General features: G+C 38.6%; 23 protein-coding genes. 12 read left to right on the top strand and 11 right to left on the bottom strand.

Annotated elements, in window-relative coordinates:
- Window positions 1-18 precede the first annotated feature (18 nt).
- Genes ispG through FA584_RS09110 form a run of 3 tightly spaced genes read left to right on the top strand, consistent with a single transcriptional unit; the run spans window position 19 to window position 3,775 of the window.
- Window positions 19-1,083, top strand: coding sequence for a flavodoxin-dependent (E)-4-hydroxy-3-methylbut-2-enyl-diphosphate synthase (gene ispG / locus FA584_RS09120; RefSeq protein WP_167749243.1), 1,065 nt, complete (start codon window positions 19-21; stop codon window positions 1,081-1,083).
- The gene (locus tag FA584_RS09115) at window positions 1,080-2,510 is read left to right on the top strand and encodes a replicative DNA helicase (RefSeq protein WP_167749242.1); all 1,431 of its coding nucleotides are present in this window, start codon (window positions 1,080-1,082) and stop codon (window positions 2,508-2,510) included. The genes ispG and FA584_RS09115 overlap by 4 nt, the downstream gene beginning before the upstream one ends.
- Entirely contained in the window at window positions 2,510-3,775 is a 1,266-nt protein-coding gene (locus FA584_RS09110) for a ComEC/Rec2 family competence protein (protein WP_167749241.1), read from the top strand. The genes FA584_RS09115 and FA584_RS09110 overlap by 1 nt, the downstream gene beginning before the upstream one ends.
- On the opposite strand, the gene FA584_RS09105 is transcribed toward FA584_RS09110, so the two are convergent.
- Genes FA584_RS09105 through FA584_RS09095 form a run of 3 tightly spaced genes read right to left on the bottom strand, consistent with a single transcriptional unit; the run spans window position 3,737 to window position 6,720 of the window.
- Entirely contained in the window at window positions 3,737-4,540 is an 804-nt protein-coding gene (locus tag FA584_RS09105) for a YihY family inner membrane protein (RefSeq protein ID WP_167749240.1), read from the bottom strand. The genes FA584_RS09110 and FA584_RS09105 overlap by 39 nt on opposite strands.
- Window positions 4,541-5,920, bottom strand: coding sequence for an FAD-linked oxidase C-terminal domain-containing protein (locus FA584_RS09100; protein WP_167749239.1), 1,380 nt, complete (start codon window positions 5,918-5,920; stop codon window positions 4,541-4,543). It abuts the gene before it with no gap.
- Window positions 5,911-6,720 (bottom strand): plasminogen-binding N-terminal domain-containing protein, encoded by an 810-nt coding sequence (locus FA584_RS09095; protein ID WP_167749238.1) that lies wholly within the window; start codon window positions 6,718-6,720, stop codon window positions 5,911-5,913. The genes FA584_RS09100 and FA584_RS09095 overlap by 10 nt, the downstream gene beginning before the upstream one ends.
- 155 nt (window positions 6,721-6,875) lie before the next feature.
- Here FA584_RS09095 and FA584_RS09090 point away from each other — a divergent pair, with 155 nt between their 5' ends.
- From FA584_RS09090 to FA584_RS09080, 3 genes are all read left to right on the top strand, one after another.
- Window positions 6,876-8,048, top strand: a complete 1,173-nt coding sequence (locus FA584_RS09090) for a peptidoglycan DD-metalloendopeptidase family protein (protein WP_167749237.1) — start codon at window positions 6,876-6,878, stop codon at window positions 8,046-8,048.
- A 163-nt stretch (window positions 8,049-8,211) separates the two neighbouring features.
- Window positions 8,212-9,174 carry a magnesium/cobalt transporter CorA gene (gene corA / locus FA584_RS09085; protein WP_087438999.1) on the top strand — a complete coding sequence of 321 codons (963 nt, stop codon included), beginning with the start codon at window positions 8,212-8,214 and terminating at the stop codon, window positions 9,172-9,174.
- A 3-nt stretch (window positions 9,175-9,177) separates the two neighbouring features.
- Window positions 9,178-9,747: an NUDIX domain-containing protein gene (locus tag FA584_RS09080; protein ID WP_167749236.1), complete on the top strand. Its 570-nt coding sequence runs from the start codon at window positions 9,178-9,180 to the stop codon at window positions 9,745-9,747.
- A gap of 43 nt (window positions 9,748-9,790) precedes the next feature.
- Here FA584_RS09080 and FA584_RS09075 read toward each other — a convergent pair whose 3' ends face one another.
- The 6 genes from FA584_RS09075 to FA584_RS09050 form a co-directional block, all read right to left on the bottom strand.
- On the bottom strand, window positions 9,791-10,216 hold the full coding sequence (locus FA584_RS09075; protein ID WP_167749235.1) for a TOBE domain-containing protein: 426 nt from the start codon (window positions 10,214-10,216) through the stop codon (window positions 9,791-9,793).
- 51 nt (window positions 10,217-10,267) lie between these two features.
- A complete protein-coding gene (locus FA584_RS09070; protein ID WP_096047006.1) occupies window positions 10,268-10,459 on the bottom strand; it encodes a hypothetical protein in 192 nt (63 codons plus the stop codon).
- 90 nt (window positions 10,460-10,549) lie between these two features.
- Entirely contained in the window at window positions 10,550-11,392 is an 843-nt protein-coding gene (locus FA584_RS09065) for a hypothetical protein (protein WP_167749234.1), read from the bottom strand.
- Window positions 11,389-11,652: a hypothetical protein gene (locus FA584_RS09060; RefSeq protein ID WP_167749233.1), complete on the bottom strand. Its 264-nt coding sequence runs from the start codon at window positions 11,650-11,652 to the stop codon at window positions 11,389-11,391. The genes FA584_RS09065 and FA584_RS09060 overlap by 4 nt, the downstream gene beginning before the upstream one ends.
- 14 nt (window positions 11,653-11,666) lie before the next feature.
- Window positions 11,667-12,881, bottom strand: a complete 1,215-nt coding sequence (locus FA584_RS09055; protein ID WP_167749232.1) for an AAA family ATPase — start codon at window positions 12,879-12,881, stop codon at window positions 11,667-11,669.
- A 54-nt stretch (window positions 12,882-12,935) separates the two neighbouring features.
- On the bottom strand, window positions 12,936-13,808 hold the full coding sequence (locus FA584_RS09050; protein ID WP_167749231.1) for a carbon-nitrogen hydrolase: 873 nt from the start codon (window positions 13,806-13,808) through the stop codon (window positions 12,936-12,938).
- A gap of 106 nt (window positions 13,809-13,914) precedes the next feature.
- Here FA584_RS09050 and FA584_RS09045 point away from each other — a divergent pair, with 106 nt between their 5' ends.
- A complete protein-coding gene (locus FA584_RS09045; RefSeq protein WP_096046994.1) occupies window positions 13,915-14,142 on the top strand; it encodes a FeoA family protein in 228 nt (75 codons plus the stop codon).
- Window positions 14,139-16,235 carry a ferrous iron transport protein B gene (gene feoB / locus FA584_RS09040; protein WP_167749230.1) on the top strand — a complete coding sequence of 699 codons (2,097 nt, stop codon included), beginning with the start codon at window positions 14,139-14,141 and terminating at the stop codon, window positions 16,233-16,235. Before FA584_RS09045 ends, feoB begins: the two co-directional genes overlap by 4 nt.
- 8 nt (window positions 16,236-16,243) lie before the next feature.
- Here the strand turns inward: feoB and FA584_RS09035 are convergent, their stop codons facing one another.
- Together FA584_RS09035 and FA584_RS09030 are read right to left on the bottom strand one after the other, a co-directional pair.
- A complete protein-coding gene (locus tag FA584_RS09035; protein WP_167749229.1) occupies window positions 16,244-17,146 on the bottom strand; it encodes a cation diffusion facilitator family transporter in 903 nt (300 codons plus the stop codon).
- The gene (locus tag FA584_RS09030) at window positions 17,143-18,138 is read right to left on the bottom strand and encodes an agmatine deiminase family protein (protein ID WP_167749228.1); all 996 of its coding nucleotides are present in this window, start codon (window positions 18,136-18,138) and stop codon (window positions 17,143-17,145) included. Before FA584_RS09030 ends, FA584_RS09035 begins: the two co-directional genes overlap by 4 nt.
- A 118-nt stretch (window positions 18,139-18,256) precedes the next feature.
- Here FA584_RS09030 and FA584_RS09025 point away from each other — a divergent pair, with 118 nt between their 5' ends.
- From FA584_RS09025 to FA584_RS09010, 4 genes are all read left to right on the top strand, one after another.
- Window positions 18,257-19,732 (top strand): sensor histidine kinase, encoded by a 1,476-nt coding sequence (locus tag FA584_RS09025; protein ID WP_167749227.1) that lies wholly within the window; start codon window positions 18,257-18,259, stop codon window positions 19,730-19,732.
- A 3-nt stretch (window positions 19,733-19,735) separates the two neighbouring features.
- Window positions 19,736-20,413 carry a response regulator transcription factor gene (locus tag FA584_RS09020; protein ID WP_167749226.1) on the top strand — a complete coding sequence of 226 codons (678 nt, stop codon included), beginning with the start codon at window positions 19,736-19,738 and terminating at the stop codon, window positions 20,411-20,413.
- 131 nt (window positions 20,414-20,544) lie between these two features.
- On the top strand, window positions 20,545-20,859 hold the full coding sequence (locus FA584_RS09015; protein ID WP_096046988.1) for a DUF485 domain-containing protein: 315 nt from the start codon (window positions 20,545-20,547) through the stop codon (window positions 20,857-20,859).
- Window positions 20,856-22,499, top strand: a complete 1,644-nt coding sequence (locus FA584_RS09010) for a cation acetate symporter (protein WP_167749225.1) — start codon at window positions 20,856-20,858, stop codon at window positions 22,497-22,499. The genes FA584_RS09015 and FA584_RS09010 overlap by 4 nt, the downstream gene beginning before the upstream one ends.
- The last annotated feature ends 5 nt before the right edge of the window (window positions 22,500-22,504 follow it).

Raw genomic sequence — 22,504 nt, 5'->3', positions numbered from 1 at the left:
TATAGTTTAGGATAAACAATGATCAAACGATACCCAACCAAACAAATTTTTGTGGGCAATGTGCCCATCGGTGGCAATGCCAAAATTCCTGTACAATCGATGACGTTTTCGAAAACCCATGATGTGGAAGCAACGGTAGAACAAATCAGACGGCTGCATTTTGCAGGAGCTGACATTGTGCGCGTGGCAGTGCCGGATTACGATGATGCGCATGCACTTAAAGCGATTAAAGAGCGTTCCACGTTACCTATCGTTGCGGACATCCACTTTAACTACCGTTTGGCGCTGATTGCTGCGGAAGTGGTCGATTGTATTCGCATCAATCCTGGCAATATTGGTAATAAAGAGCGTGTTAAAGAGGTCGTCAAAGCGTGCAATGAGCGAAAAATCCCCATTCGTATTGGCGTAAATAGTGGAAGTTTAGAAAAAGAGTTTGATGAGAAATATGGACCAACGGCGAAAGGTATGGTCGAATCAGCACTGTATAATATCAAATACCTTGAAGATTTGGGCTTTACCAATATGAAAGTTTCTCTCAAAGCGAGTGATGTTGCCCGTACCGTCGAAGCGTACCGTATGCTTCGACCTTTAGTGGAGTATCCGTTTCATCTCGGTGTTACGGAAGCGGGAACGTTGTTTCACTCAACCATTAAATCTTCCATCGCTTTAGGTTCTCTTCTCCTCGATGGTATTGGCGATACGATGCGTGTTTCCATTACAGGGGAGCTTGAAGAAGAGATCAAAGTCGGACGCGCTATTTTGAAAGATAGCGGTGTGGAAGCGGAAGGCATCAACATCATCTCTTGCCCAACCTGCGGACGTTTAGAAGCCAATCTTGTCAATGCAGTAGCTGAAGTTGAGCGTCGTACGAAACACATCAAAGTCCCTCTGAATATCTCAGTCATGGGCTGTGTGGTCAATGCCATCGGCGAAGCCAAACATGCTGATGTAGCGATTGCTTTTGGAAAAGGGCAAGGACTGGTCATGGTCAAAGGCGAAGTCATTGCAAAACTGAAAGAAAAAGACCTTGTCGATAAATTTTTAGAAGCCGTTGAGCTTGCCGCCAAGGAGTATAAAGCATGAATAATCTGCACAATGTCAATATTGAGCGTTCCGTTTTAAGCTCGATTTTATTTAATCCTGCAACGTTTGAAGATATTGCTGCCGTTATATCTGCGAAAGATTTTTATCTGCCCAGTCATCGTTATATTTACGAAGCAATGGAGGCATGCGAGAGAGAAGACCTACCGATTGATGAGGAATTCATCAAGAAAAAGCTCAATCAGTTAGGGCGTTTTGATGAAGACGCGATGTTGGAAATTCTCTCTACCAATCCTCTCCCTGCGACCAAAGCGTACGTGGAAGAGATTCGTGAAAAAGCGATCAAACGTGAACTTGTGCAGTTGACAAGCGACATTAAAGAGATTGCCGTTGAGAAAGATTTACCTTCAACTGAAGTAGTGGATTTGGTTCAACAAAAGCTCTATCAGATCACACAAGAGAATGGAAGTAAAGAGTTTCGTGAATCACCAGAGATGACGCATGCAACCATCGCGCATATTCATGAGATGAAAAAGCGTGGCAATTCAGGAGTTATCGGCGTTGATACAGGGTTTGCCGAGCTCAACCGCCTCACCTCTGGTTTTGGAGAAGGCGACCTTGTCATTGTTGCGGCACGTCCAGCGATGGGTAAAACTGCGTTTTGTCTTAACTTGGCACAAAATGCACTCGATCACAGTCGTGGTGTTGCGATCTTTTCACTCGAAATGCCAGCGGAGCAGTTGATGCTCAGGATGTTGAGCGCTAAAACCTCTATTCCGCTCCAAAAGCTCAAAGTAGGCGATATGAGTGATGAGCAGTGGGGAAGACTTACGAGTGCGGCGGATGAGATGAGCAAGCGCAAATTTTTTGTGGACGATAATGGCTCGGTGGATATTCATAAAGTGCGTGCAAAACTTCGTAAACTTAAAAGCCAACACCCTGAAATATCAATGGCGATTATTGACTACTTGCAGTTGATGAACTCAGCAGGGAATAAAGATCGTCACTTGGAAGTGAGTGATATTAGCCGTGGGTTAAAGCTTTTAGCGCGTGAATTGAACATTCCAATCATCGCACTGTCGCAGTTAAACCGTGGACTTGAAAGTCGAAGCGATAAACGCCCAATGCTGAGCGATCTAAGAGAATCGGGCGCGATTGAGCAAGATGCCGATATGATCTTATTTGTGTACCGCGATGATGTTTACCGCATTCGCGAAGAAAAAGAGAAAGAGCAAAAAGCACGCACAGAAGGCAAAGAGTACAAGAGTAACTTCTTTGAGAAACCAGAAGAGCTTGCCGAAGTCATTGTGGGTAAAAACAGAAATGGACCTGTTGGCGTTGCCAATCTTGTTTTCCAAAAAGCGTGCACGCGCTTTGTCGATGGCGGTGGCAAAATTCCAATAGAAATTGTCTATAAAGAAGCCAGTTTGGATACCAAAGAGGCGAAAATCAGTATGCCTGCACTTTAATGTTAAGCGTACCACTCTTTGTCAGCAAAAAAGAATTTTTTCTGATATTGGCAGTGGTGCTTTGCATTGCGTTTATCTCTCTGTTAATTGAATTTTATCAGTTCAAAGAACTCACCAAAAATGCTTTACATGTAAACACAGCGACGGTACTAAATCATTACACGAAAACGAATGAAAAAGGGCGAAGCTACGATGTTTTCAAGCTCAAACTCGATGGCAACAGTGCAGAGGTTTATACGACTTCATGGCGTATCTCTTCTATTCCTATTAAAAGCCGTGTAAAGGTAAAACTGAACGTTGAAAAAGTCACGTTTTTAGCCTACTTACAAGGTTTTTTTGCCCCATCATTAGCGTTGTACGAAATCTACGAAGACAATCCTCCCTTGCTTGATGTGAAGCCACTTTATCGTTGGATTGACAATCAACACGACAATGAAAAAATAGCAGAACTCTATAAAACACTGCTTTTTGCCACGCCTATTTCGAAAGAACTTCGTGATGAAGTCCAAAAATGGGGTATTTCACATCTGATTGCCATTAGTGGCTACAATGTGGGTGTCATCTCATTTCTGCTTTTTTTCTTTTTAAAACCACTCTATCAATTTTTTCAAAGCCGCTATTTCCCGTACCGAAATCTTACGGCGGATTTGACAATGGTAGTGTTGGTCGTTTTATTTGCGTATATGGTTGTGATCGATTTTGTACCATCGTTTTTAAGAGCATTTGCGATGAGTGTTTTAGGCTTTTTTTTCTATTCTAGAGGCATAAAAGTGCTTTCGTATGAGATGCTAGGACTCACCTCGCTTGGGCTTTTAGCACTCTTTCCAACGCTTGTTTTTTCACTCTCTTTTTGGTTTTCCGTTGCAGGTGTTTTTTACCTTTTTCTTTTTTTGCACCATTTTGAAAGTCTCAATCGCTGGGTATTGCTCAGCATCATTGATTTAGGTATTTTTCTTTTAATGGTTCCAATAGTGCATACATTTTTCCCTGTATTTACCTTTTTACAGCTGACATCACCGATTTCTAGTCTGGTGTTTATTGTATTTTACCCTTTGGGTGTACTTTTACATGTAATCCATCTAGGAGGAATTTTAGATGCCTACTTACTTGACTTTTTACATGTAAATGCACAAAGTTACATGCTGAGTTTTCCGTGGTGGATGTTGGTTTTATACGTGGGTGTTTCACTCATGGCAATACGCTCTAAACTGGCACTTTATGGCTGTTTAGGCTTTGCGTTTCTCAGTCTCTTTTTCATTCAATAAGAAGCAGAATTTTAAACCATAGAGATAGATAAACCATGAAAAATAGATCCATAAAAAGAAGAAAAGTAGAATGCTAAAAGAGCCATAAATGCTCAAATAGGTTTTGTTGTAAGTGACATAGTAGACAAAAAGAATTTTAGAAACATACCAAAAGAGTGAAGCGATAAAAGAGGAGAGTAGGGCACTTTTGAGGTGAATTTTTGTCTTGGCAGAGATGAAATACATGATGAAATACAAAAGCCAGATGATAAAATAAGGTGAAAAACGCACTAGATTGATCGAATTGGTAATGACATTTTTTTCTAATAACTCTTGAACTACCGCTGAACTGTAAAAAAAGATAATAAGCCCAAGTGGCATCAATGTCACCATTGTCCAGTAAGTAGAGAGTGCTTCCCAAAAACTGCGCGTTGGAATTTCAAAAATTTTGCTCACAATTTTTTCATAATCTAAAAAAAACATGATGGAAATGTAGAGGACAAAGATGATGCCTACCACACCCATATTACTGGTATTGGCAATAAAATCTCGCAAATAGCCAATCATCACATCTTGTTGCGTGGGAATGAGAGAGCTAAAAATAAAGCCTTGAAGCTTTTCGTAGTAAACCTCAAAAAGAGGCATTTTAGTAAAAATGCTAAAGGTAATGAGAAGAATGGGGATCAGCGCTAAAATGGTGTGAAAACTAAGGGAAGAGGCGTAGTGCGCGAGCTCTACGTCTCTTAATTTCCTGAAAAATTCAACACAATTTTTAGTGCTTAACAATTAAAGTCCCATTTTGGATGGGTTTAAGATGTTGTTTGGATCGAACGCTTTTTTGACAGAGCGGAAAAGTTCCATCTCTGCATCACTAAAGGCTAAGTGCATAAATGGCGCTTTACTGAGTCCTATACCATGCTCACCACTCAAAGTTCCACCGAGTGCAACGGTTGCTTTAAAGATTTCCTCAATCGCTTTATGTCCGATCTCAAGTTGCTTAGGATCACTGCCATCCACCATGACGTTGGTGTGAACATTGCCATCGCCTGTGTGTCCAAAACACGGTACGGTAACATTGTATTTTTTTGAAACTTCACCAATGGCTTTTAGAAGTGCAGGAAGTTTGCTACGTGGAACGGTGATGTCTTCATTGAGTTTTTTGCTACCATAAATCGTAATAGACTGACTGGCATTGCGTCTTGCAAACCAGAGGTTTTTAGACTCTTCAAGACTTTCGGCTCGTTTAAAGCTACTGCATCCATTTTCAGCGAATGCTTTTTCAATGACATCCAGTTGTTGCGTAAGCTCTTCTTGTGTATTGCCATCAACATCGGTGATGAGAATGGCACCAGCATCTTTTGGAAGCCCTTTATTGTATTTTTGTTCAACGGCATTAATCGAAAGGTTGTCTAAAAATTCCATTGCTACAGGTGTTACGCCCGCAGCCATCGTTTTGTACACGGCATTCATTGCATCTTCAACACTAGGGAAAATGCCCATGGCAGTTTGAGACATTTTAGGTTTTGCAATAAGTTTGAGCGTTATTTCAGTGATACAAGCAAGTGTGCCTTCACTAGCGATAAGAATACCTGCAATGTTATACCCTGCAACATCTTTTATAGTACGTTTTCCCGCACGGATAATCTCTCCATTAGGAAGTACCGCACGAAGTGCCATCACGTAGTCTTTGGTAATGCCATATTTTGCCGCACGCATACCACCCGCGTTTTCACTGACATTGCCACCGATAGTTGAATACTCTTCACTGGCAGGATCTGGCGGATAGAAGAGACCTTGTGCTTCTACTGTCTTTTGTAACTGCATATTAATAACACCCGGTTGCACTACGGCAACCATGTTTTCCATGTCAATTTCTAAAATTTTGTTCATGTGTTTTTCAAAGGCTAAAATAATGCCCCCGTTTGCAGGCAATGCGCCACCTGTAAAGCCACTTCCAGCCCCTCGTGGTGTGATGATGATGCGGTGTTCATTACAGTATTTTAAAATGTCGCTGACATCTTGCTCATCGCGAGGAAAAAGTACGGCATCAGGCTGATAACGTGTACGTGTCGCATCATAACAATAAGCGATTAGGTGCGCCTTATCATCATAAACATTGTCGTTTCCCAAAAGAGTTTTAAAATAGTCAATGTGTTTTATTTCCATAGTGAGTCTTTTCTTTCTACAACATCAAATGGTAAGTTTATAAGAATACCATCAATACCAGCACCTTTAAGTGTATTGGTTTGACCTAAGAGATACGCATAATAATTGTCATATTCTGCAATTTTTCCACTGCTCCAATTAAACCAAGAAGAGTCAATTTGTTTATTGATACGTGAATAAAATGGAAGCATTGTTTCACCACTGCTTTTAACATCAATGCTTTGAACAATATGAAAGTTATGACAATCGACAAAAAAGCCTTTGTTTTCTATACCAAAGAAAATGATCGATGCAGCATTTTGATAACATGCTTGTTGAAAGATTTTTTTATCGGGGTTTGGGCGATACAGTTTTGCTAAATAGGCAGCAACGATATCAGGATGAATCCATGTAATCGTGTCAAAATTTTTAGTGACTTCATTATATACATTTTGGTTTGGTGCAATGATAAGCGCACGGTCATAAAGATAGTTAATGATGACTTGATCTCCCGCAGCTGGCTTGACACCTGTATCGGGGAAGGCACCTTGGGAAAGCATCTCAAATTTTTCAATGTTTAAAACAGCTTTAGTACCATCTTTACTGACAACATCAACTCTCGCAATAATCGTTGCATGTGTTGCATCAAATTTATGGCTGACAACACCACTCGCACCAACGACAAATTCGGGTGAATCAGCAATCACTATTTGTTTCTCATTTGATTCTAAAACAGTTGTTTTATACTCTTTAAAAAAAGATTGGGCCTCTGCAAAAGAGCCAAACAAAAATAGACACACAACCAAAAATAGCTTGTTCAACGGGAACTCCTTGAAGGGTACATGACACCCCTTTTATTTTTATAATAGGGATTATACTATAACTGTTTTAAAAAAACTTCTTTTTTGCAAGTGAAGTGTTTTAGGCATTTTGTAAGATTTGTTCAGATAAAATCGAAAAAGAACTAGGGGGAAGAATGGCTAAAATTCTATCATTATTATTACTTTTTTTATCGTTTATGTCAGCTTCTTCTGTGGAAGAGCTTAAGTGGCCTAAGGGTGAAACCTTTCTCTCGTTTTTGGATAGAAACCATTTACCATCATCGATTTATTACACATTAGATAAAGAAGAACAAGAACTCGCAGCTGAGATTGTGGCAGGGGTTAAGTATTATGTTCTTAAAAGTGAAGACAATCAGCTAGAGCAAGTTTTAATCCCTATTGGTGAAGAACTCCAAATGCACATCAAGAAGAAAGATGACAAATTTGTGATGGAGATTATTCCTATTATTCTTCAAAATGAAAAGCGTACCTTAGCAATTGAAATTCATAATTCTCCGTATGTTGATATTTTAAATGCAACCAATAGCTATACTTTAGCCAATGAATTTGCCCAGTCCTTTAGAGGTGAAGTTAATCTTCGCAACCTTCAAAAAGGTGATAAATTGGTCTTGCTATATGAGCAAAAAAGGCGACTTGGTAAACTGTTTGGTTCACTTAAAATCAATGTTTCCATGGTCGAAACATCGAAAAAGAAAAACTATATCTACTTTTATAAAGAAAACTATTACGATCCAAAAGGGCAAGAACTCGATAGCTTTTTACTCTCCAATCCTGTAAATTACACGCGTATCTCTTCTCCCTTTACGCAAATGCGTTGGCATCCTATTTTACAGAAGTATCGTGCACACTTAGGTATTGATTATGCTGCAAGTGTAGGTACTCCTGTTAAAGCAGCAGGCAATGGAAAAGTTCTGTTTGTCGGAGAAAAAAGTGGGTATGGAAATACGATTGAGATCAACCATGATAGTAGTTTTAAAACGCTTTATGGACACCTAAATGGTTTTGCCAAAGGACTTCGTGGCGGGCAGAGTGTCAAACAAGGTCAAGTGATTGCCTATGTAGGTAATACAGGACTTAGCACCGGTCCTCATCTCCATTTTGGTCTCTACCGCAATAATGTAGCCATTGATCCAGCAAGTGTTGTTAAAATAGCGAAAAGTGCATTGAGCGGGCATGAACTTAAAGCTTTTATAGATTATACTACGGAGCTTAGAAAAAAAGTTGAAAGTGCTTTGGAAAACGAAACACCGCCGATGAGAGAGGAAAATTTTAATCTTTCTTCGCCTCTTGAAAAAAGTTCGAGTTAGTCTTTACATGTAAACAAAATGAAACTATTTTGCGATAAAATAAATTTCTTGCAAAATGGCAATAGCTTTTAACCTTTTTGAAGGTAAGTGTTAAAGCCATAACAGCTTAGATTTTGGGTTTTGCCTAAAAATAATGACAAAATGATCAAAAAAAGAGTCTACCATGATAAAATGTTTTTTTAAAAATAGTAATAAATTAGAAGTCATTACCGATCTGAGTGAATTTGATGGCAATGAAGATAAAAAGAGCAAAGTTGTTTGGCTTGACATGCTTCTCCCTAGCTCTGAAGAGATCTCTTTTGTTGAAAAGACCTTTGGTATCGATTTTCCTACAAAGCAAGAGAGTGAAGAGATTGAGATATCTTCACGTTACTGGGAAGAGGACAAAAAGATTGAGATTAACAGTTTTTTCTTGATCTCTGAAGATGAAAATGCTCACAATGAGACGGTTTCGTTCATTTTACAAGGCAATGTACTTATCTCTATTCGTTATAAAGAGTTGAAAACTTTTGATGAGTTTAGCAAGCGTTTTTACTATGCTCCGCGTGAATTCAAAAATGGATATTACATCTTTTCTCAGCTCATCGACATCAGGATTGATGCGGATGCGGACGTTATTGAAAAGCTCTCTAAAGACATTACACGCTTGCGTAAACACGTCTTTACAGACTATACGAATGATGATGCGGAGATGTTGGAAAAAATCTCCTCTTTTGAAGATTTGAATATGAATATCCGCGAAAACCTTATGGATAAACAACGCATCTTGACCGCATTTATCAAATCAAATAAATACGATGACAGCGCTCTTCGTGCCGATATTGTTATCATGCTCAAAGATATTAAGTCGTTGATTGATTACATTGAGTTTAATTTTGAACGACTCGATTACTTGCAAAATATCTTCTTGGGTGTTTTGAACATTGAGCAAAATAAAGTCATCAAAATCTTTACCATTATGAACGTTATCTTTTTACCACCGACGTTGATTGCGAGTATTTACGGGATGAACTTTGAGATTTTACCAGAGCTTCATTGGGATTATGGATATGCCTTTTCGCTTATTTTGATGGTTCTCTCTGCCGTAACGCCGATCTTGTACTTCAAGAAAAAAGGGTGGATTTAGGCGATGAAACATACCATTGAGGTCCTTAAAGTTGAAGAGTGTCTACACTCAGATTATATTAAACCTAAAAGTATGTACTATCTGCACAATAGTGTAGAAAAGCGCTGGGATATCGTCGATACACATAATAGTGTTGCCATTCTTTTGTACCACAAAGATTTGGACTCGTTTGTCTTTGTAAAACAGTTTCGTCCTTCTATCTATGTTAAAAATCATGATGGTTTTACCTATGAGCTGTGTGCTGGTATTGTTGATAAAGACAAGAGTCTCATCGAAATTGCTAAAGAAGAAGTATTGGAAGAGACGGGTTACGATGTTCCACTTGATAAACTTGATAAAATATCGTCCTTTTATACCGCCGTTGGTTTTGCGGGTGGCAGGCAAACGCTTTACTATGCAATTTTGGATGACAGCATGAAAGTGAGTGAGGGTGGTGGTATTGAGAATGAAAATATCGAAGTCATTTACCTTAAACGCGAAGAAACACTTGAATTTATGTTTGATGAGAGTATTGCGACGACCTCAGGTTTGATGTTCGCATTGATGTGGTATTTTAAAAATTACGAGAAATAGTTTTACATGTAAAGCAAACCCCACGAAGGGGTTTGTTTACGATTTAGTTTGCACCTACTAAAATGCTTGAAGCTTTGATGATGGCATAAACGCTGTCGCCTTTTGCAAGGGAAAGCTCTTTTTTTGCATCTTCAGTCACGATTGCTGTAACCGTTAGGCCAGCAGGAGTAGAGAGGACGACTTCACAATTAACAGCGCCATCTTTGATCTCAGTTACCGTGCCTTTGATTTTATTGCGTGCACTGACTGCTAAAGCGATGTCTGCTTTTGCAAGAAGAACACTTTGTGCTTTAAAAATACAGAGGGCTTCAGAACCAACTTTTAAACCCAGTGACTCAACAGCACCATGCGTAATGATAGAAACGATTTTATCGCCACCTTTAGTTGCAACAACAATTTCACTGTTCACAGGACCATTTTTAATCTCTGCTACAGTTCCGGTGATTTGATTTCTTGCACTTATTTTCATAACATGCTCCTTGATATTTATTAAAAGTATGTCACTAAGTGTTATGTAATGTCAATTGCTAACGGTATTTTTTTTTGCTGCAGACATCTGTCGCTCTGCCTGAGCAATTTTGTCAAAGGAAATATACGATGCAAAACATTTATACGTTAAGTAATAGATACTTCCAATAACCGCAATAATGCCCGTCGTAACGATAAAACTTGAGAAAACGGCTGATAAAAAGATAGAATAAACTTCACTCATCTTAATACTCCTCAATAAATTGAGTAAAGTATATCGTAGTATTTATAAAAACATAACGATATGGTGATTTATTTTTCTCCATAAAAGCGATTAAATAATCTCTAATTGTTCTAAGATGTCTTTTGTAAGTTTGGAAAGAGGGCGTTTGCCCAAATCTTCATCGGCTATGTATCCGCCAAAAATCAAACGCAGTAAATCTTCTTCGTTTTTAAAGAGCGTTCCCTCGTAGTTTTTCATCATCTCTTCGATGTAACTTTCATTGTACATCACGGACTTTTGGATGAGTTCTAAGACGATGTCTTTGTGGTTTTTGTAAATCTCTTCTAGCGCAAAATCGTCGATGTTTTTTTGGACTTTGACATCGTCTGAACTCAGTTCTAAATCAAATCCTTTTTCATCGTAATAAAACGAACTCTCGTTTACATGTAAAGCAAAATGTGCCTTGTCATCGAAGCCTTCAACATAAGGATGCACATGGGTTGTAAGTGAAAACTCTTTGCGTCCTTTTATGCTTGTATTACAGGTAGGGCAACTGGGGATGAGATTGTAAAACGACAATGCCAAAATGGGATACGTCGCTTTGTCGTAAAAATGGTCAAATTGCGGACGCGTTGAACCGTTTTTTGAGCGAACCGTAAACGTATAATTTCGGTTGCAATATGGGCAAACGGTGACGTTGAGGGATTGCGCTAATTTATAGGCATCGTATGTATCATCATATGTTTTAACGGTAAATTTTTTGTATTCATTTTTCATAAAATTAAATGCAGTGTCACCTTTATAGTGCATCGCAATTTCATGCAGTTTTTCAGGTTTTGCGGTGATGACTTCTTCAAGAGAGTATTTATATGTAGGAAATTTGAATTTTGATTTTAGTGCTTCATAATGCGTGTTCGCCAACTCTTCTAAATTTGATGTAGCAATTTTTATCATTTTCTATTTTCTAATTTTTTGAGTTTTTGGTGAAGCTCTGAAATATCAGCTTTTAAGCGATCGATTTCGTCCATTTTGTGAAGCCTTTTACTATCAAGCATTCGTTGAAGTTGTCGTTTAAGTATCGGTTCACCGATGATTGAAATGATTTGTTCGCAATATGCAAGAGAACTTTTACTGAGTTTGCCTTGTTTATTTAGAATAGTAATGGCTTTATTGATTTTCTCTTTCGCAAATTCGCCCATTAATCCATCTTCCATAAAAAAAGCATCACTTAATAGTGTATGAATATTAGCCCCAAAAGTTTGTTTTTTATATCATGTAAGGAGTATAAGACTTCCATAGTTTCATGGTTCTTTTTTAGGAAAATGCAGTTTTCATTTTGTAAATCAGATAGTAAAAAAGGAGAATGTGATGCAAAAATAAAATGTATTTTTCTTTGATAATTTTTAAAAATTTCCACAAACATAGTTACGATATTTCTTTGCCAATTAGGATGTAATGATGTTTCAATTTCATCAAGTAAAAAAACAACATCCCGAGTATTTGCCCTCTTTTGGATAGTTTTTAGAATCAAACCAATATTGGCTATGAGCATTTTATACCCCAAGCTTAAGTTATAAAAACCTAATGTTTTATTTTGCGAAGAAGCAAGTTCAACCTGAAAAAATAGGTCAAGATAAGCAATTAATTCTATTTCATCTTCATCTAAAGAGAAGATTTCAAATTGTTTATAATCAGGAAGTGCTTTTTTTTGTTCAAATTCATTTTTTGTTATACCAAAAAGAGTATCATGGTTTTCATAATACTTAAGAATAACATTTTTCTCAAATTCAAGAAAATTAATATTAATTTTTCTCTTGTACTTGATTTTGATAATATCATATTTATCAATGGAGTTTTGTATTAGAATTTTATTGTCAATATATTTATAAAAATAAGTAGCCAATGAAGACAAATTTGCATCAAATCCAATAGGCGTAACTTTTGATAATCCATTTGGACCAGAACCTTGATAATCAACGCTCGGCTCTAACGAATAATTTTTCTTGTAATTATCCCATTCATTCCAAAGTGGTGGTTGCACTAAAGAAAAGTCAAAAAGGGAAAAATAAAGATATTTTTTGACATCTTCTAACGATAGTGTCTTAAAATTTGTAGGTGCTTTAGTATCATCGTCTTTTGCAATATAAAAAGAATCATCTCCTTTTAATACAAAAAATAAATTTTCAATGCCTCTCCAATTGTTATTATTTTGAAAAATACCACCTATGATACAATGCAATAAATTACTTTTTCCACTGCCATTCTTTCCAACAATAGCAGTGATATTTATATTTTTAGGGAAAATATTCAAAAAATATTTATTTTCTGTAATGGTAAGTTGGTTAGTAGTTTCATCATAAATGCATTGATATTTACCATTAAATGAAAAACCTTGTTTTTCAAAATTGTTATATTTACCTACCCACAAATAAACCAGTTCCATGTGCTCTCCAAAGGTTTACATGTAAAGCTTTGAGCCTTTACATGTAAAAAGATTTTAGTCGATAAAGCGTTTCGTCAAATCCCCGTAGGTTTCGATTCTGCGGTCACGTAAAAATGGCCAGATGCGTCTGACGTGTTCGCCTCGTGCTAAGTTTACATCGACGATGAGAATCTCTTCTTCATCGTGGCTTGCGCGTGCGATGATCTCGCCTTGTGGACCTGCAACGAAGGAGTTGCCCCAAAAGCGGATGCCGTCCAGTACGCCGTGAGTGTCTTCTTCTTTGCCGACACGATTGACGCTAATGACGGGCAAGCCATTGGCGATAGCGTGACCTCGCTGAATGGTCTCCCATGCGTCACATTGCCTTCTTTGTTCATCTTCCATATCGTCGTCAAACCAACCGATGGCGGTGGGGTAGATGAGCATCTCTGCACCCTTAAGCGCCATCAAACGTGCGGCTTCAGGGTACCATTGATCCCAACAGACGAGAAGTCCTAGTTTGCCCACACTGGTTTGGATGGGATTGTAGCCTGTATCACCTGGGGTGAAGTAAAATTTCTCGTAAAAACCTGGATCATCGGGGATGTGCATTTTGCGATATTTTCCAGCGACCGTGCCGTCTTTTTCAAAGACAACGGCGGTGTTGTGGTAAAGACCAGCGGAGCGTTTTTCAAACAGAGAAGTGACTAAAACGACATTGTTCTCTTTAGCAACATTTGACCAAAAAGCGATGTCAGCTTCCCATGCAGAGGCTAAATCAAAACAAGCAACATCTTCGTTAATGCAAAAGTAGCGGTCTTGGTGAAGTTCTTGCAGTACGACAAGTTGTGCTCCTTCAATGGCTGCTGTCTGGATGAGTGAAACGGTTTTTTGTATCGTTTTTTCTTTGGTACTTTCAACGGCGTGTTGGATGAGTCCGACTTTCATAAAATCCACCTAGTAAGAGTTATTTTGAATAACTTATTCTACATTAATATGGTTTTAATACGTTTTAACTTACAATCTTGATCAGCATTATCAATTAAGGACAATTATGATTAAACTTTCACAAATGAATGCTGGAGACAAAGCTGTCGTGGTACGAATAGATGCCAACGAAGAGCTCAAACAAAGATTTTTTTCCTTGGGACTTCATAAAGGAAGCCAACTCCAAATTAAAGCAACAAGTATCGCAAAAAGCACTATGGAAATTGAAGTAGGTACAACACTGCTTGCCCTTCGTTATGAAGAAGCAAAAAGCATAGAGGTTCAAAAAATATGAAAGAGCTTGTCATTGCGTTGGTGGGACAGCCCAATGTGGGCAAAAGTATGCTCATCAACTCCATTGCCGATGCACGCTTAAAAGTGGGTAACTTTTCAGGTGTCACCGTTGAAAAAGCGGAAGTACGTTTTAGCGCGCAAGAGCATTTGATTAAAATCGTTGATTTACCCGGAACGTACTCGCTTAACGACTACACTCAAGATGAAAAAGTCACCAAAGATTTTCTGGAAAATGAGCCGTACGATCTTATCATCAACGTGGTTGATGCTACGAATCTAGAGCGCAATCTTTACCTGACGACACAGCTTTTAGAACTGGGTAAAAAGATGATCGTCGCATTAAATATGATGGATGAAGCGCAAAAAGAGGGTATCTGTGTTGATCATGAGCAACTCAGTTCCATTTTGGGTGTTCCCTGCGTGAAAGTCTCTGCCGCAACGAAAAAAGGCATCGGTAAACTTCTCAATCGCACCATTGACATTTTCAATTTTCCCTATGAAAAATCAAAACTGATTTACAGTGATGTTGTGGAAGAAGAGATCGAAAAACTCTCATTCTTTTTGAAACAAAAGCGCTATAAAACAGAGCTAACGTATCGTGATTTGGTGCTTAAACTGCTACAAAATGATCCTAAAATATATCAAAAAATGCACGATGAACCGATTTGGCTTGAGTTGTCGCCACTGCTCAAAGAGGCATTGGAACATCTCTATCTGCACCATGAGACAAAAGATGTCAGCGAAATTTTTGCGGAGGAGCGAGCCTCTTTTGCCAGAGGTGTTGTCACGGAAGTGCTTACATGTAAAAAGAGTATTTCTAAAACGATTACCGAAAAAATCGATGCGCTATTGATCCATAAAATTTTTGGTATTCCGATTTTTATTGCCTTGATGTGGGCACTTTTTCAGCTTACATTTGAGCTAGGTTCTATTCCTATGGATTGGATCAATCTTTTCTTTGTCTCGCTTGGCACGTATGCGAAAACGATCTTCGGCGATGGTGAGCTTGGCTCTATGATCGCTGATGGTGCTATTTCGGGTGTAGGTGCTGTGGTGATGTTTTTACCTAACATTGTCATCCTCTTTTTTGGGATTTCACTTTTGGAAACAACGGGCTACATGGCGCGTGTTGCGTTTTTACTCGATGGTTTTTTCCACCGTTTTGGCTTGCACGGTAAAAGCTTCATTCCCCTTGTCACGGGCTTTGGATGTTCCGTTCCTGCATATATGAGCGCCCGTACACTTAAAAACAATAAAGACAGACTGATCACACTTTTTATCATCGGTTTTATGAGTTGTGGTGCAAAGCTTCCCGTGTATGTTCTTTTCTCTGGGGCTTTTTTCGCGAAGCAAAATGCGGGAAATGTTCTTTTCCTTATCTATATAGCAGGGGCGCTCATTGGGCTTCTTGCGGCAAAATTTTTAAAAGTCTTTGTGTTTAAAGGTGTCGATGAGCCATTTGTAATGGAGATGCCAAAGTATCGTTTACCTTCAATAAGACTCATTTGGCACACGGTTGTAAGTAAGGCGATTATGTATCTTAAAAAAGCGGGAACATTTATTTTGGGTGCTTCTTTGCTGATTTGGTTCGCAAGCAACTACCCTAAATATCCCGATATTGAAAAAACATTTGCACAAAAAATTGAACTTGCTCAAAGTGCAGAAGCCAAAATAACCTTGGAAAATGAAAAAGCACAACAGCTTTTAGAAAAGAGTTTTTTAGGCATGCTTGGCAAGTCAACCGATACTCTTTTTCAACCGATTGGTTTTGATTGGAAGATGACGGTAGCGCTAGAGTCTGGACTGGCGGCAAAAGAGGTTGTTGTCTCAACGCTCGGTGTTTTATATGCACTTGGAGCTGGCGTAGATGAGGGAAATGAGAGTTTGATTGGTGAGCTTCAAAAACAGATCTCTTTTGCTTCGGCAGTTTCTTTTATCATCTTTGTGATGTTTTACTTGCCGTGTATGGCAGCAAGTATTGTCTTTACGAAAGAGACAGGCAGTTATAAGTATCTGTTTTATCTGTTTATCTTTACGACGGTTGTGGCGTGGGGACTTGCCTTTATAGGGTATAGAATAGCGCTTTTGTGGTGAGGGTAGATTTAACCCTCATTTGCCACGTATTGCTGATCGTTGATCTCTGAGTCATCATAAGGGTCGAGGTGAGCGTTGATAACCCATATTTCATCTGGGATAAGGTCTTTAATCTTCTCTTCGATGCGATCTCCCGCATGGTGCGCACGCATGAGTGAAATGCCAGGACTAAAGACGAGATGAACATCGACAAAGTTTGTATTGCCTGATTTACGGGTTTTAAGGTAGTGAAAATCGCTAATCTCTTTCTCTTCTAAAATAATGTCACGCATTTTTTCAACCATCTCTTCATCAAGCGATGCGTCAAGCAGGATGTAAATACCATCACTAATAATCTGATAGGCTGAATGAATAATGTAAAGGGAAATGATCACACCCATGATCGAGTCGATCATCTCAAATCCTGTTATCTGAATGAGTACTAAGGAGACAAGGATAGCGCCATTGCTTAAAACGTCTGTTTTATAGTGAAGCGCATCTGATTTGACCACCATGCTTCGTGTCTTTTTCGCAGCATAATTTAAAAAAAGAACTAAGGCAATGGTAATTGCCAAAGAGATGACCATAACAATAACGGAGTAACCTAGATATTCGACAGGCTCTTGGTTGATCGCTTTTTTAATGGCGGTATAGAAGATAAAAAGACCTGAAACGGTAATCACCGTACCTTCAATGACGCCCGCTAAAGCCTCAATTTTGCCTTTTCCGTAGTTAAATTTTTTATTGGCGGGTTGTTCGGCTTTGGAAATAGCAAAGTAATTAAATGCTGATACGATAAGGTCAAGCACAGAGTCAATCGCAGAAGCTAAAACGGCAACAGAGCCACTCATAATTCCGACAAAAAGTTTGATAATAATAAGGATCGTTGCCGTTCCACTGGAAATAATCGTTGCTTTTTTTTGTAAAGTCATTCGTCGTTGTCTCTTTCTTTATAAATATTCATGGAAGCGCAGTGCAAACTTCCGTGTTCGCGAATTAAAATTGAAGATTCGATACCAACAATTTCACGTTCGGGGAAGCATCTGGCAAAAATAGCTAAAACTTCTGCATCGTAGGGATCACTGTAGGTTGGGACTAAAACAGCATTGTTAATGAGAACAAAATTCATATAGGTTGCTGGAATACGGTGATTGTTGAAGTATTTAGCTGATGGAAGAGGTAAAGGAAGCAGATTGAACTCTGTTTTTTGAAGCTCTTTTTCCATCTTTTTCAGCTCTTGATAGTGTTCATCTTTTTTGTCATAACATTTCACATAGGCGATGGTTTTTTTGTTGATGAAACGTGCTAAGGTGTCAATGTGCGAGTCGGTATCGTCACCCATGAGCGCGCCATGTTCTAAGATGATCAGCTTTTTGAGTCCAAAAAGTTCGATGAGTGTTTTTTTAATCTGTTTTTTGGAAAGATGCGCATTGCGGTTCTCTTCAAAAAGACAATAAGCAGTTGAAAGCATTACGCCATGACCGTTACTGTCGATACTTCCACCTTCAAGGACAAAGTCTAAACTTTTAAGTTTGCCTTCTAAATAGCCTTGTTCAAAGAGCTGACTGGTAATGCTGTTGTCCAAATTGGCTTCAAATTTATTACCCCATGCGTTAAAGATAAAGTCATACGTGCGACGTTTATGGTTTTTATAAATATTAATACCACCGAAGTCGCGTATCCATGTATCATTCGTTGCCATTTCGATCAGTTCGATATTTTGGAGTGTTGGTAACATAGTTGCCAGCGCTTTTTTATCTTCGCAGATCACAAGGCATTTTTGAAAATGTGCAATTTTGCTGATGAACGTTAAATAGGTTCGATGGATTTCATCAATGGAGTGTGCCCAATCACTCTGTTTTGGAGGAAATACGACGATGAGTGCCTCTTGTTCTTCCCATTCGGCTGGTATTCTAATTTTCATGTTAGCTCCATGTAGTTCGTATTTAAACTAAATTATACCAAAAATGGTTTTGATCTCCTCTTTTGGGCGGAAAATTGGTAAAATAGCTTCTATTAGCTTTTACATGTAAAGGATGAGTGTGCTACTTAAGAAAAAAGATAACAAGAGCATCAACCAGATCAATTTTATGGCGATTCTTTTTGCAGGTCTTTTTGCTTTTATCTCTGCGTGTTTAGTCATTGTCAATGAATATTTAGAATTTCAAAAAGAGATTAAAGTCATTGAAGAGAGCTATATTCAGGCGCAAAAGAAGAGTGCATCGGATCAATTAAATCTTCTTCTTAATATCACCGAGTACCGTTTTCAGCAAAGTCAATCACTTCCTAAAGAAGCGATTTATCAAAAGCTCAAAGAAGATATTTCTGCACTGATCAAGCATGGTGACGAAGCACAAAACTATCTCTTTTTAGAGCTCGTTTCAGGTGAAATCCTGTATCGCTCTTCTGCCCTTAGTCTTGAAAATACCAGCAAAGATATTGTTGTTACACAAACGTATGAACCCTTAGGGCTTATTTTAGGCAGTGGTGTAAGCACTCGTAGCATTGAAGATGTGTTGGCGCAGAAGAAGAAGGCATATCAAGATAAGATCATCAGTTTTGTTCTTAAAATCTATATGCTCACACTTTTTTTATACATGATTAGTACCATTGAGTATCGCTATGTCAGTGACATCATGAAGCGCGAGATTCGCTTTATTGTCTATTCGTTTAAGAAAGCCTCTTCCAGCTACGAGTTCATTGATATGGAAAAGATCAAGTTTACCGAGTTTCAAGAGATTGTCACGCACGCGAATGTGATGATCGAAGAGATCAAAAATAAAAACAGTGCACTGGTTGATCTTAACAGTAATCTTGAAGGAATCGTTGAGCAAAAGACAGTAGAGTTGAAACGCTCTATCGAGTTTACGCAAGAGCTGCTTGAAAAGCAAGATCAGTTTGTCAAAAACGCGATTCATGAGATCAACACACCGCTTTCGATCATTTTAATGAATATTGATCTTTACAATCTCAAATTCGAAAAAAATCCGTATTTACTTAAAATCGAAGCAGCCGTCAAAGTGCTCGATAATATCTATGAAGATTTGGCGTATGTGGTTAAAAAAGATCGCGTGGTGTATGAAAAAGCAATGATTGACTTTTCCAAGTTTTTAACCGAGCGGGTGGACTACTTTGAAGATGTGGCAGAGGGCAATAAACTGCACATCAGTACCGACATTGTGTCCGATCTGTTTATTTTCTTTAATGAGACTGAATTACAGCGTATTTGCGACAATAATCTTTCTAATGCCATCAAGTACAGTTACGAAAAACACCCTTTACATGTAAAGCTTTTTGAGGATAAAAATGAAGTTGTTTTTGAAGTAGAAAACTGTGGAGAAATGATCAAAGCTCCCGATCAACTGTTTAATCGCTACTACCGTGAAGATGAGGCGCGCGGTGGGTTTGGCTTGGGGCTTAATATTGTCAAAGAGATTTGTGATACGAATGGGGTTTCTATTGAAGTTCTCTCTGACGAATTAAAAACACTTTTTCGCTACCGATTTGTAAAAGGATAACTTATGAAAATTTTGCTGCTTGAAGACGAGTTGATGCTACGAAGTTCTATTGAAGAGTATTTGGAAGCTCTTGGGCATAAAGTCATCTCGTTTGGTAACGGCGAAGAGGCGTATGAAGCGATCAAAAAAGATCTGTTTGATCTGTTGCTCTTAGACATCAATATTCCTAAAATGAATGGGCTGAGCCTTCTTAAAGCACTTAATGAGATCGAACATGCGTTTCCTACGATCTTCATTAGTGCCAATGTGGACATTGATGACATTAGCACAGCATTTGAGCTAGGCGCTTCGGATTATCTTAAAAAACCATTCCATCTGAAAGAGTTGGGGCTTCGCATTGACAAGATTAAAAAAGAGTATGAGATTAAACATCTTAAACACATCATTTTAAGCTCAAAATATGTCTTTTCAAAAGAAGAGCAGATGCTCTTTTACAATAACAATGTTCAAGTGCTCACCAAAAAACAGTTACAAATTGTGACACTACTGTGTGAGAACATGGGCGTGGTAGTTGACTTCGATAAATTCCGCACCTATGTCTGGAACGATGAACCTATCGATAATCCCTCTATTAGGGCAGAAATAAGCCGTCTTCGCAAGCTGTTAAAAGAAGATTTTATTATCAATCTCAAAGGTGTTGGCTATAAGATTGATAAGTATTTCCCTGAGAAAAACCGCTAAAAGTTACAAATATACACATATTTTTCTAAAATATTCTGCGTAAATCTTCAAAATATAAAATGCTACGATAATGCTATGTTACTTCTTTACAATACTCTCATAGCTACCACATAACAAAAGAAGGAGCATTTATGAGTCAGAATATTTATGACAGAGTACGAGCCAATCCGAAGTTTACAGAACTCGTACAAAAACGAAGTAGTTTCGCATGGAAACTCACCATCATTATGTTGGTTGTTTATTATGCGTTTATCCTTGTAATTGCTTTTTCACCTGCTACCTTTGGTCAGACCATAGGAAGTGGCGTTACTACCGTTGGTATTCCCGTAGGATTTGGCATTATTATTTTGTCTTTTATTTTAACGGGTGTTTATATCCAAAGAGCCAATGGCGAATTTGATGAGTTAAACAATCAAATCAAAGAAGAAGCAAGGAGTGCGGAATGAAATGGGGATGGTTGCTTTTAGCATTAACCAATGGACTCTTTGCCTCAGGGGCTGCAGAAGTTTCAGGAAAAAGTGAAGTCAATATGTCTGCGATTGTCATGTTCTTGGTCTTTGTGGCAGGAACGCTTGGTATTACTTACTGGGCAGCAAAACGTACAAAAACGGCGAAAGATTTTTACACCGCTGGTGGAGGCATTACAGGGTTTCAAAATGGTTTAGCGATTGCAGGTGATTACATGTCTGCAGCATCTTTTCTTGGAATTTCTGGCTTGGTATATTCCAAAGGCTTTGATGGACTGATCTATTCCATAGGCTTTTTGGTTGGCTGGCCGATTATTCTTTTCTTAATCGCTGAGCAACTACGAAATTTAGGTAAATATACGTTTTCGGATGTTGCATCGTACCGTTTAAAACAGACGCCGATTCGTACCCTTGCCGCTTTTGGGTCACTTGCTACGGTGGCACTTTATTTGATCGCTCAAATGGTAGGTGCTGGTCAGTTGATTCAAATTTTATTTGGACTTGATTATGCGTATGCGGTCGTTATGGTGGGCATCTTGATGATCTTATATGTTACCTTTGGTGGCATGTTGGCAACCACATGGGTACAAATTATTAAAGCAGGTCTTTTGCTCTCTGGTGCAACCTTTATGGCTGTGATGATTATGTACAAAATGGATTTTAGTATTGAGACACTCTTTTCCCAAGCGGTTGCTGTGAAAAAATCAGCGGCGATTATGAGCCCAGGAGGTCTTGTCAGCGACCCTATTTCAGCGATTAGCTTAGGGATTGCCTTGATGTTGGGAACCGCAGGACTACCTCACATCTTGATGCGATTTTTTACCGTCAGTGATGCGAAAGAGGCTCGAAAATCCGTCTTTTATGCAACTGGATTTATAGGTTACTTTTATGTTTTAACCTTCATTATAGGATTTGGTGCTATCGTTTTATTAACAGGTCATCCGCAATATTTTGATGCTGTTAAAAACACACTGATTGGTGGCGGTAATATGGCAGCGATTCACTCTGCGCATGCCATTGGTGGAGACCTTTTCTTAGGATTTATCTCAGCGGTTGCTTTTGCAACAATCTTGGCGGTTGTTTCTGGTTTGACACTGGCAGGGGCAAGTGCGGTCAGTCATGATCTGTATGCCAATGTTTTTGCAAGAGGTCGTGTGGATGAGATGACAGAGATGAGAGTTTCTAAGTATTCAACGATTGCTCTTGGTATCGTAGCGATTTTCTTAGGCATTGCGTTTGAGAAACAGAACATTGCGTTCATGGTAGGTCTTGCATTTGCGATTGCCGCTAGTGCAAACTTCCCAATTCTTATTTTATCAATGTTTTGGAAAAAGCTTACAACTAAAGGTGCCGTTTATGGTGGAGGCTTAGGACTTTTCACAGCGATTGTGTTGGTTATCTTGAGTAAAGCGGTTTGGGTTGATGTTTTAGGAAATAAAACAGCTATTTACGCTTACGGTAACCCAGCACTTTTCTCAGTTGCTATTGCCTTTATCGGTATCTGGATTATCTCTTTAATGGATAATAGCGAAGATGCAGTAAACGAGAGAGCTGCATATGATCATCAGTTTATTCGAAGTCAAACGGGTATTGGAGCAGAAGGCGCTTCAAGCCATTAAAAAAC

Origin of the sequence: Sulfurospirillum diekertiae, from assembly GCF_011769985.2 — a bacterium.
Lineage (GTDB): Bacteria > Campylobacterota > Campylobacteria > Campylobacterales > Sulfurospirillaceae > Sulfurospirillum > Sulfurospirillum diekertiae.
Note: the sequence above shows the minus strand (reverse complement) of the source record. Positions and strands in the feature narration are given on the sequence as shown.

Bases quoted from the DNA above. Each gene is read 5' to 3' on its own strand.
- FA584_RS09070 (WP_096047006.1), bottom strand. From the start codon at position 10,459: ATGAGTGAAGTTTATTCTATCTTTTTATCAGCCGTTTTCTCAAGTTTT.
- FA584_RS09045 (WP_096046994.1), top strand. From the start codon at position 13,915: ATGATTAAACTTTCACAAATGAATGCTGGAGACAAAGCTGTCGTGGTA.
- FA584_RS09080 (WP_167749236.1), top strand. From the start codon at position 9,178: ATGAAACATACCATTGAGGTCCTTAAAGTTGAAGAGTGTCTACACTCA.
- FA584_RS09050 (WP_167749231.1), bottom strand. From the start codon at position 13,808: ATGAAAGTCGGACTCATCCAACACGCCGTTGAAAGTACCAAAGAAAAA.
- FA584_RS09010 (WP_167749225.1), top strand. From the start codon at position 20,856: ATGAAATGGGGATGGTTGCTTTTAGCATTAACCAATGGACTCTTTGCC.
- FA584_RS09090 (WP_167749237.1), top strand. From the start codon at position 6,876: ATGGCTAAAATTCTATCATTATTATTACTTTTTTTATCGTTTATGTCA.
- FA584_RS09100 (WP_167749239.1), bottom strand. From the start codon at position 5,920: ATGGAAATAAAACACATTGACTATTTTAAAACTCTTTTGGGAAACGAC.
- FA584_RS09065 (WP_167749234.1), bottom strand. From the start codon at position 11,392: ATGATAAAAATTGCTACATCAAATTTAGAAGAGTTGGCGAACACGCAT.
- FA584_RS09060 (WP_167749233.1), bottom strand. From the start codon at position 11,652: ATGGAAGATGGATTAATGGGCGAATTTGCGAAAGAGAAAATCAATAAA.
- FA584_RS09055 (WP_167749232.1), bottom strand. From the start codon at position 12,881: ATGGAACTGGTTTATTTGTGGGTAGGTAAATATAACAATTTTGAAAAA.
- FA584_RS09035 (WP_167749229.1), bottom strand. From the start codon at position 17,146: ATGACTTTACAAAAAAAAGCAACGATTATTTCCAGTGGAACGGCAACG.
- FA584_RS09075 (WP_167749235.1), bottom strand. From the start codon at position 10,216: ATGAAAATAAGTGCAAGAAATCAAATCACCGGAACTGTAGCAGAGATT.
- FA584_RS09030 (WP_167749228.1), bottom strand. From the start codon at position 18,138: ATGAAAATTAGAATACCAGCCGAATGGGAAGAACAAGAGGCACTCATC.
- FA584_RS09015 (WP_096046988.1), top strand. From the start codon at position 20,545: ATGAGTCAGAATATTTATGACAGAGTACGAGCCAATCCGAAGTTTACA.
- FA584_RS09110 (WP_167749241.1), top strand. From the start codon at position 2,510: ATGTTAAGCGTACCACTCTTTGTCAGCAAAAAAGAATTTTTTCTGATA.
- feoB (WP_167749230.1), top strand. From the start codon at position 14,139: ATGAAAGAGCTTGTCATTGCGTTGGTGGGACAGCCCAATGTGGGCAAA.
- ispG (WP_167749243.1), top strand. From the start codon at position 19: ATGATCAAACGATACCCAACCAAACAAATTTTTGTGGGCAATGTGCCC.
- FA584_RS09020 (WP_167749226.1), top strand. From the start codon at position 19,736: ATGAAAATTTTGCTGCTTGAAGACGAGTTGATGCTACGAAGTTCTATT.
- FA584_RS09115 (WP_167749242.1), top strand. From the start codon at position 1,080: ATGAATAATCTGCACAATGTCAATATTGAGCGTTCCGTTTTAAGCTCG.
- corA (WP_087438999.1), top strand. From the start codon at position 8,212: ATGATAAAATGTTTTTTTAAAAATAGTAATAAATTAGAAGTCATTACC.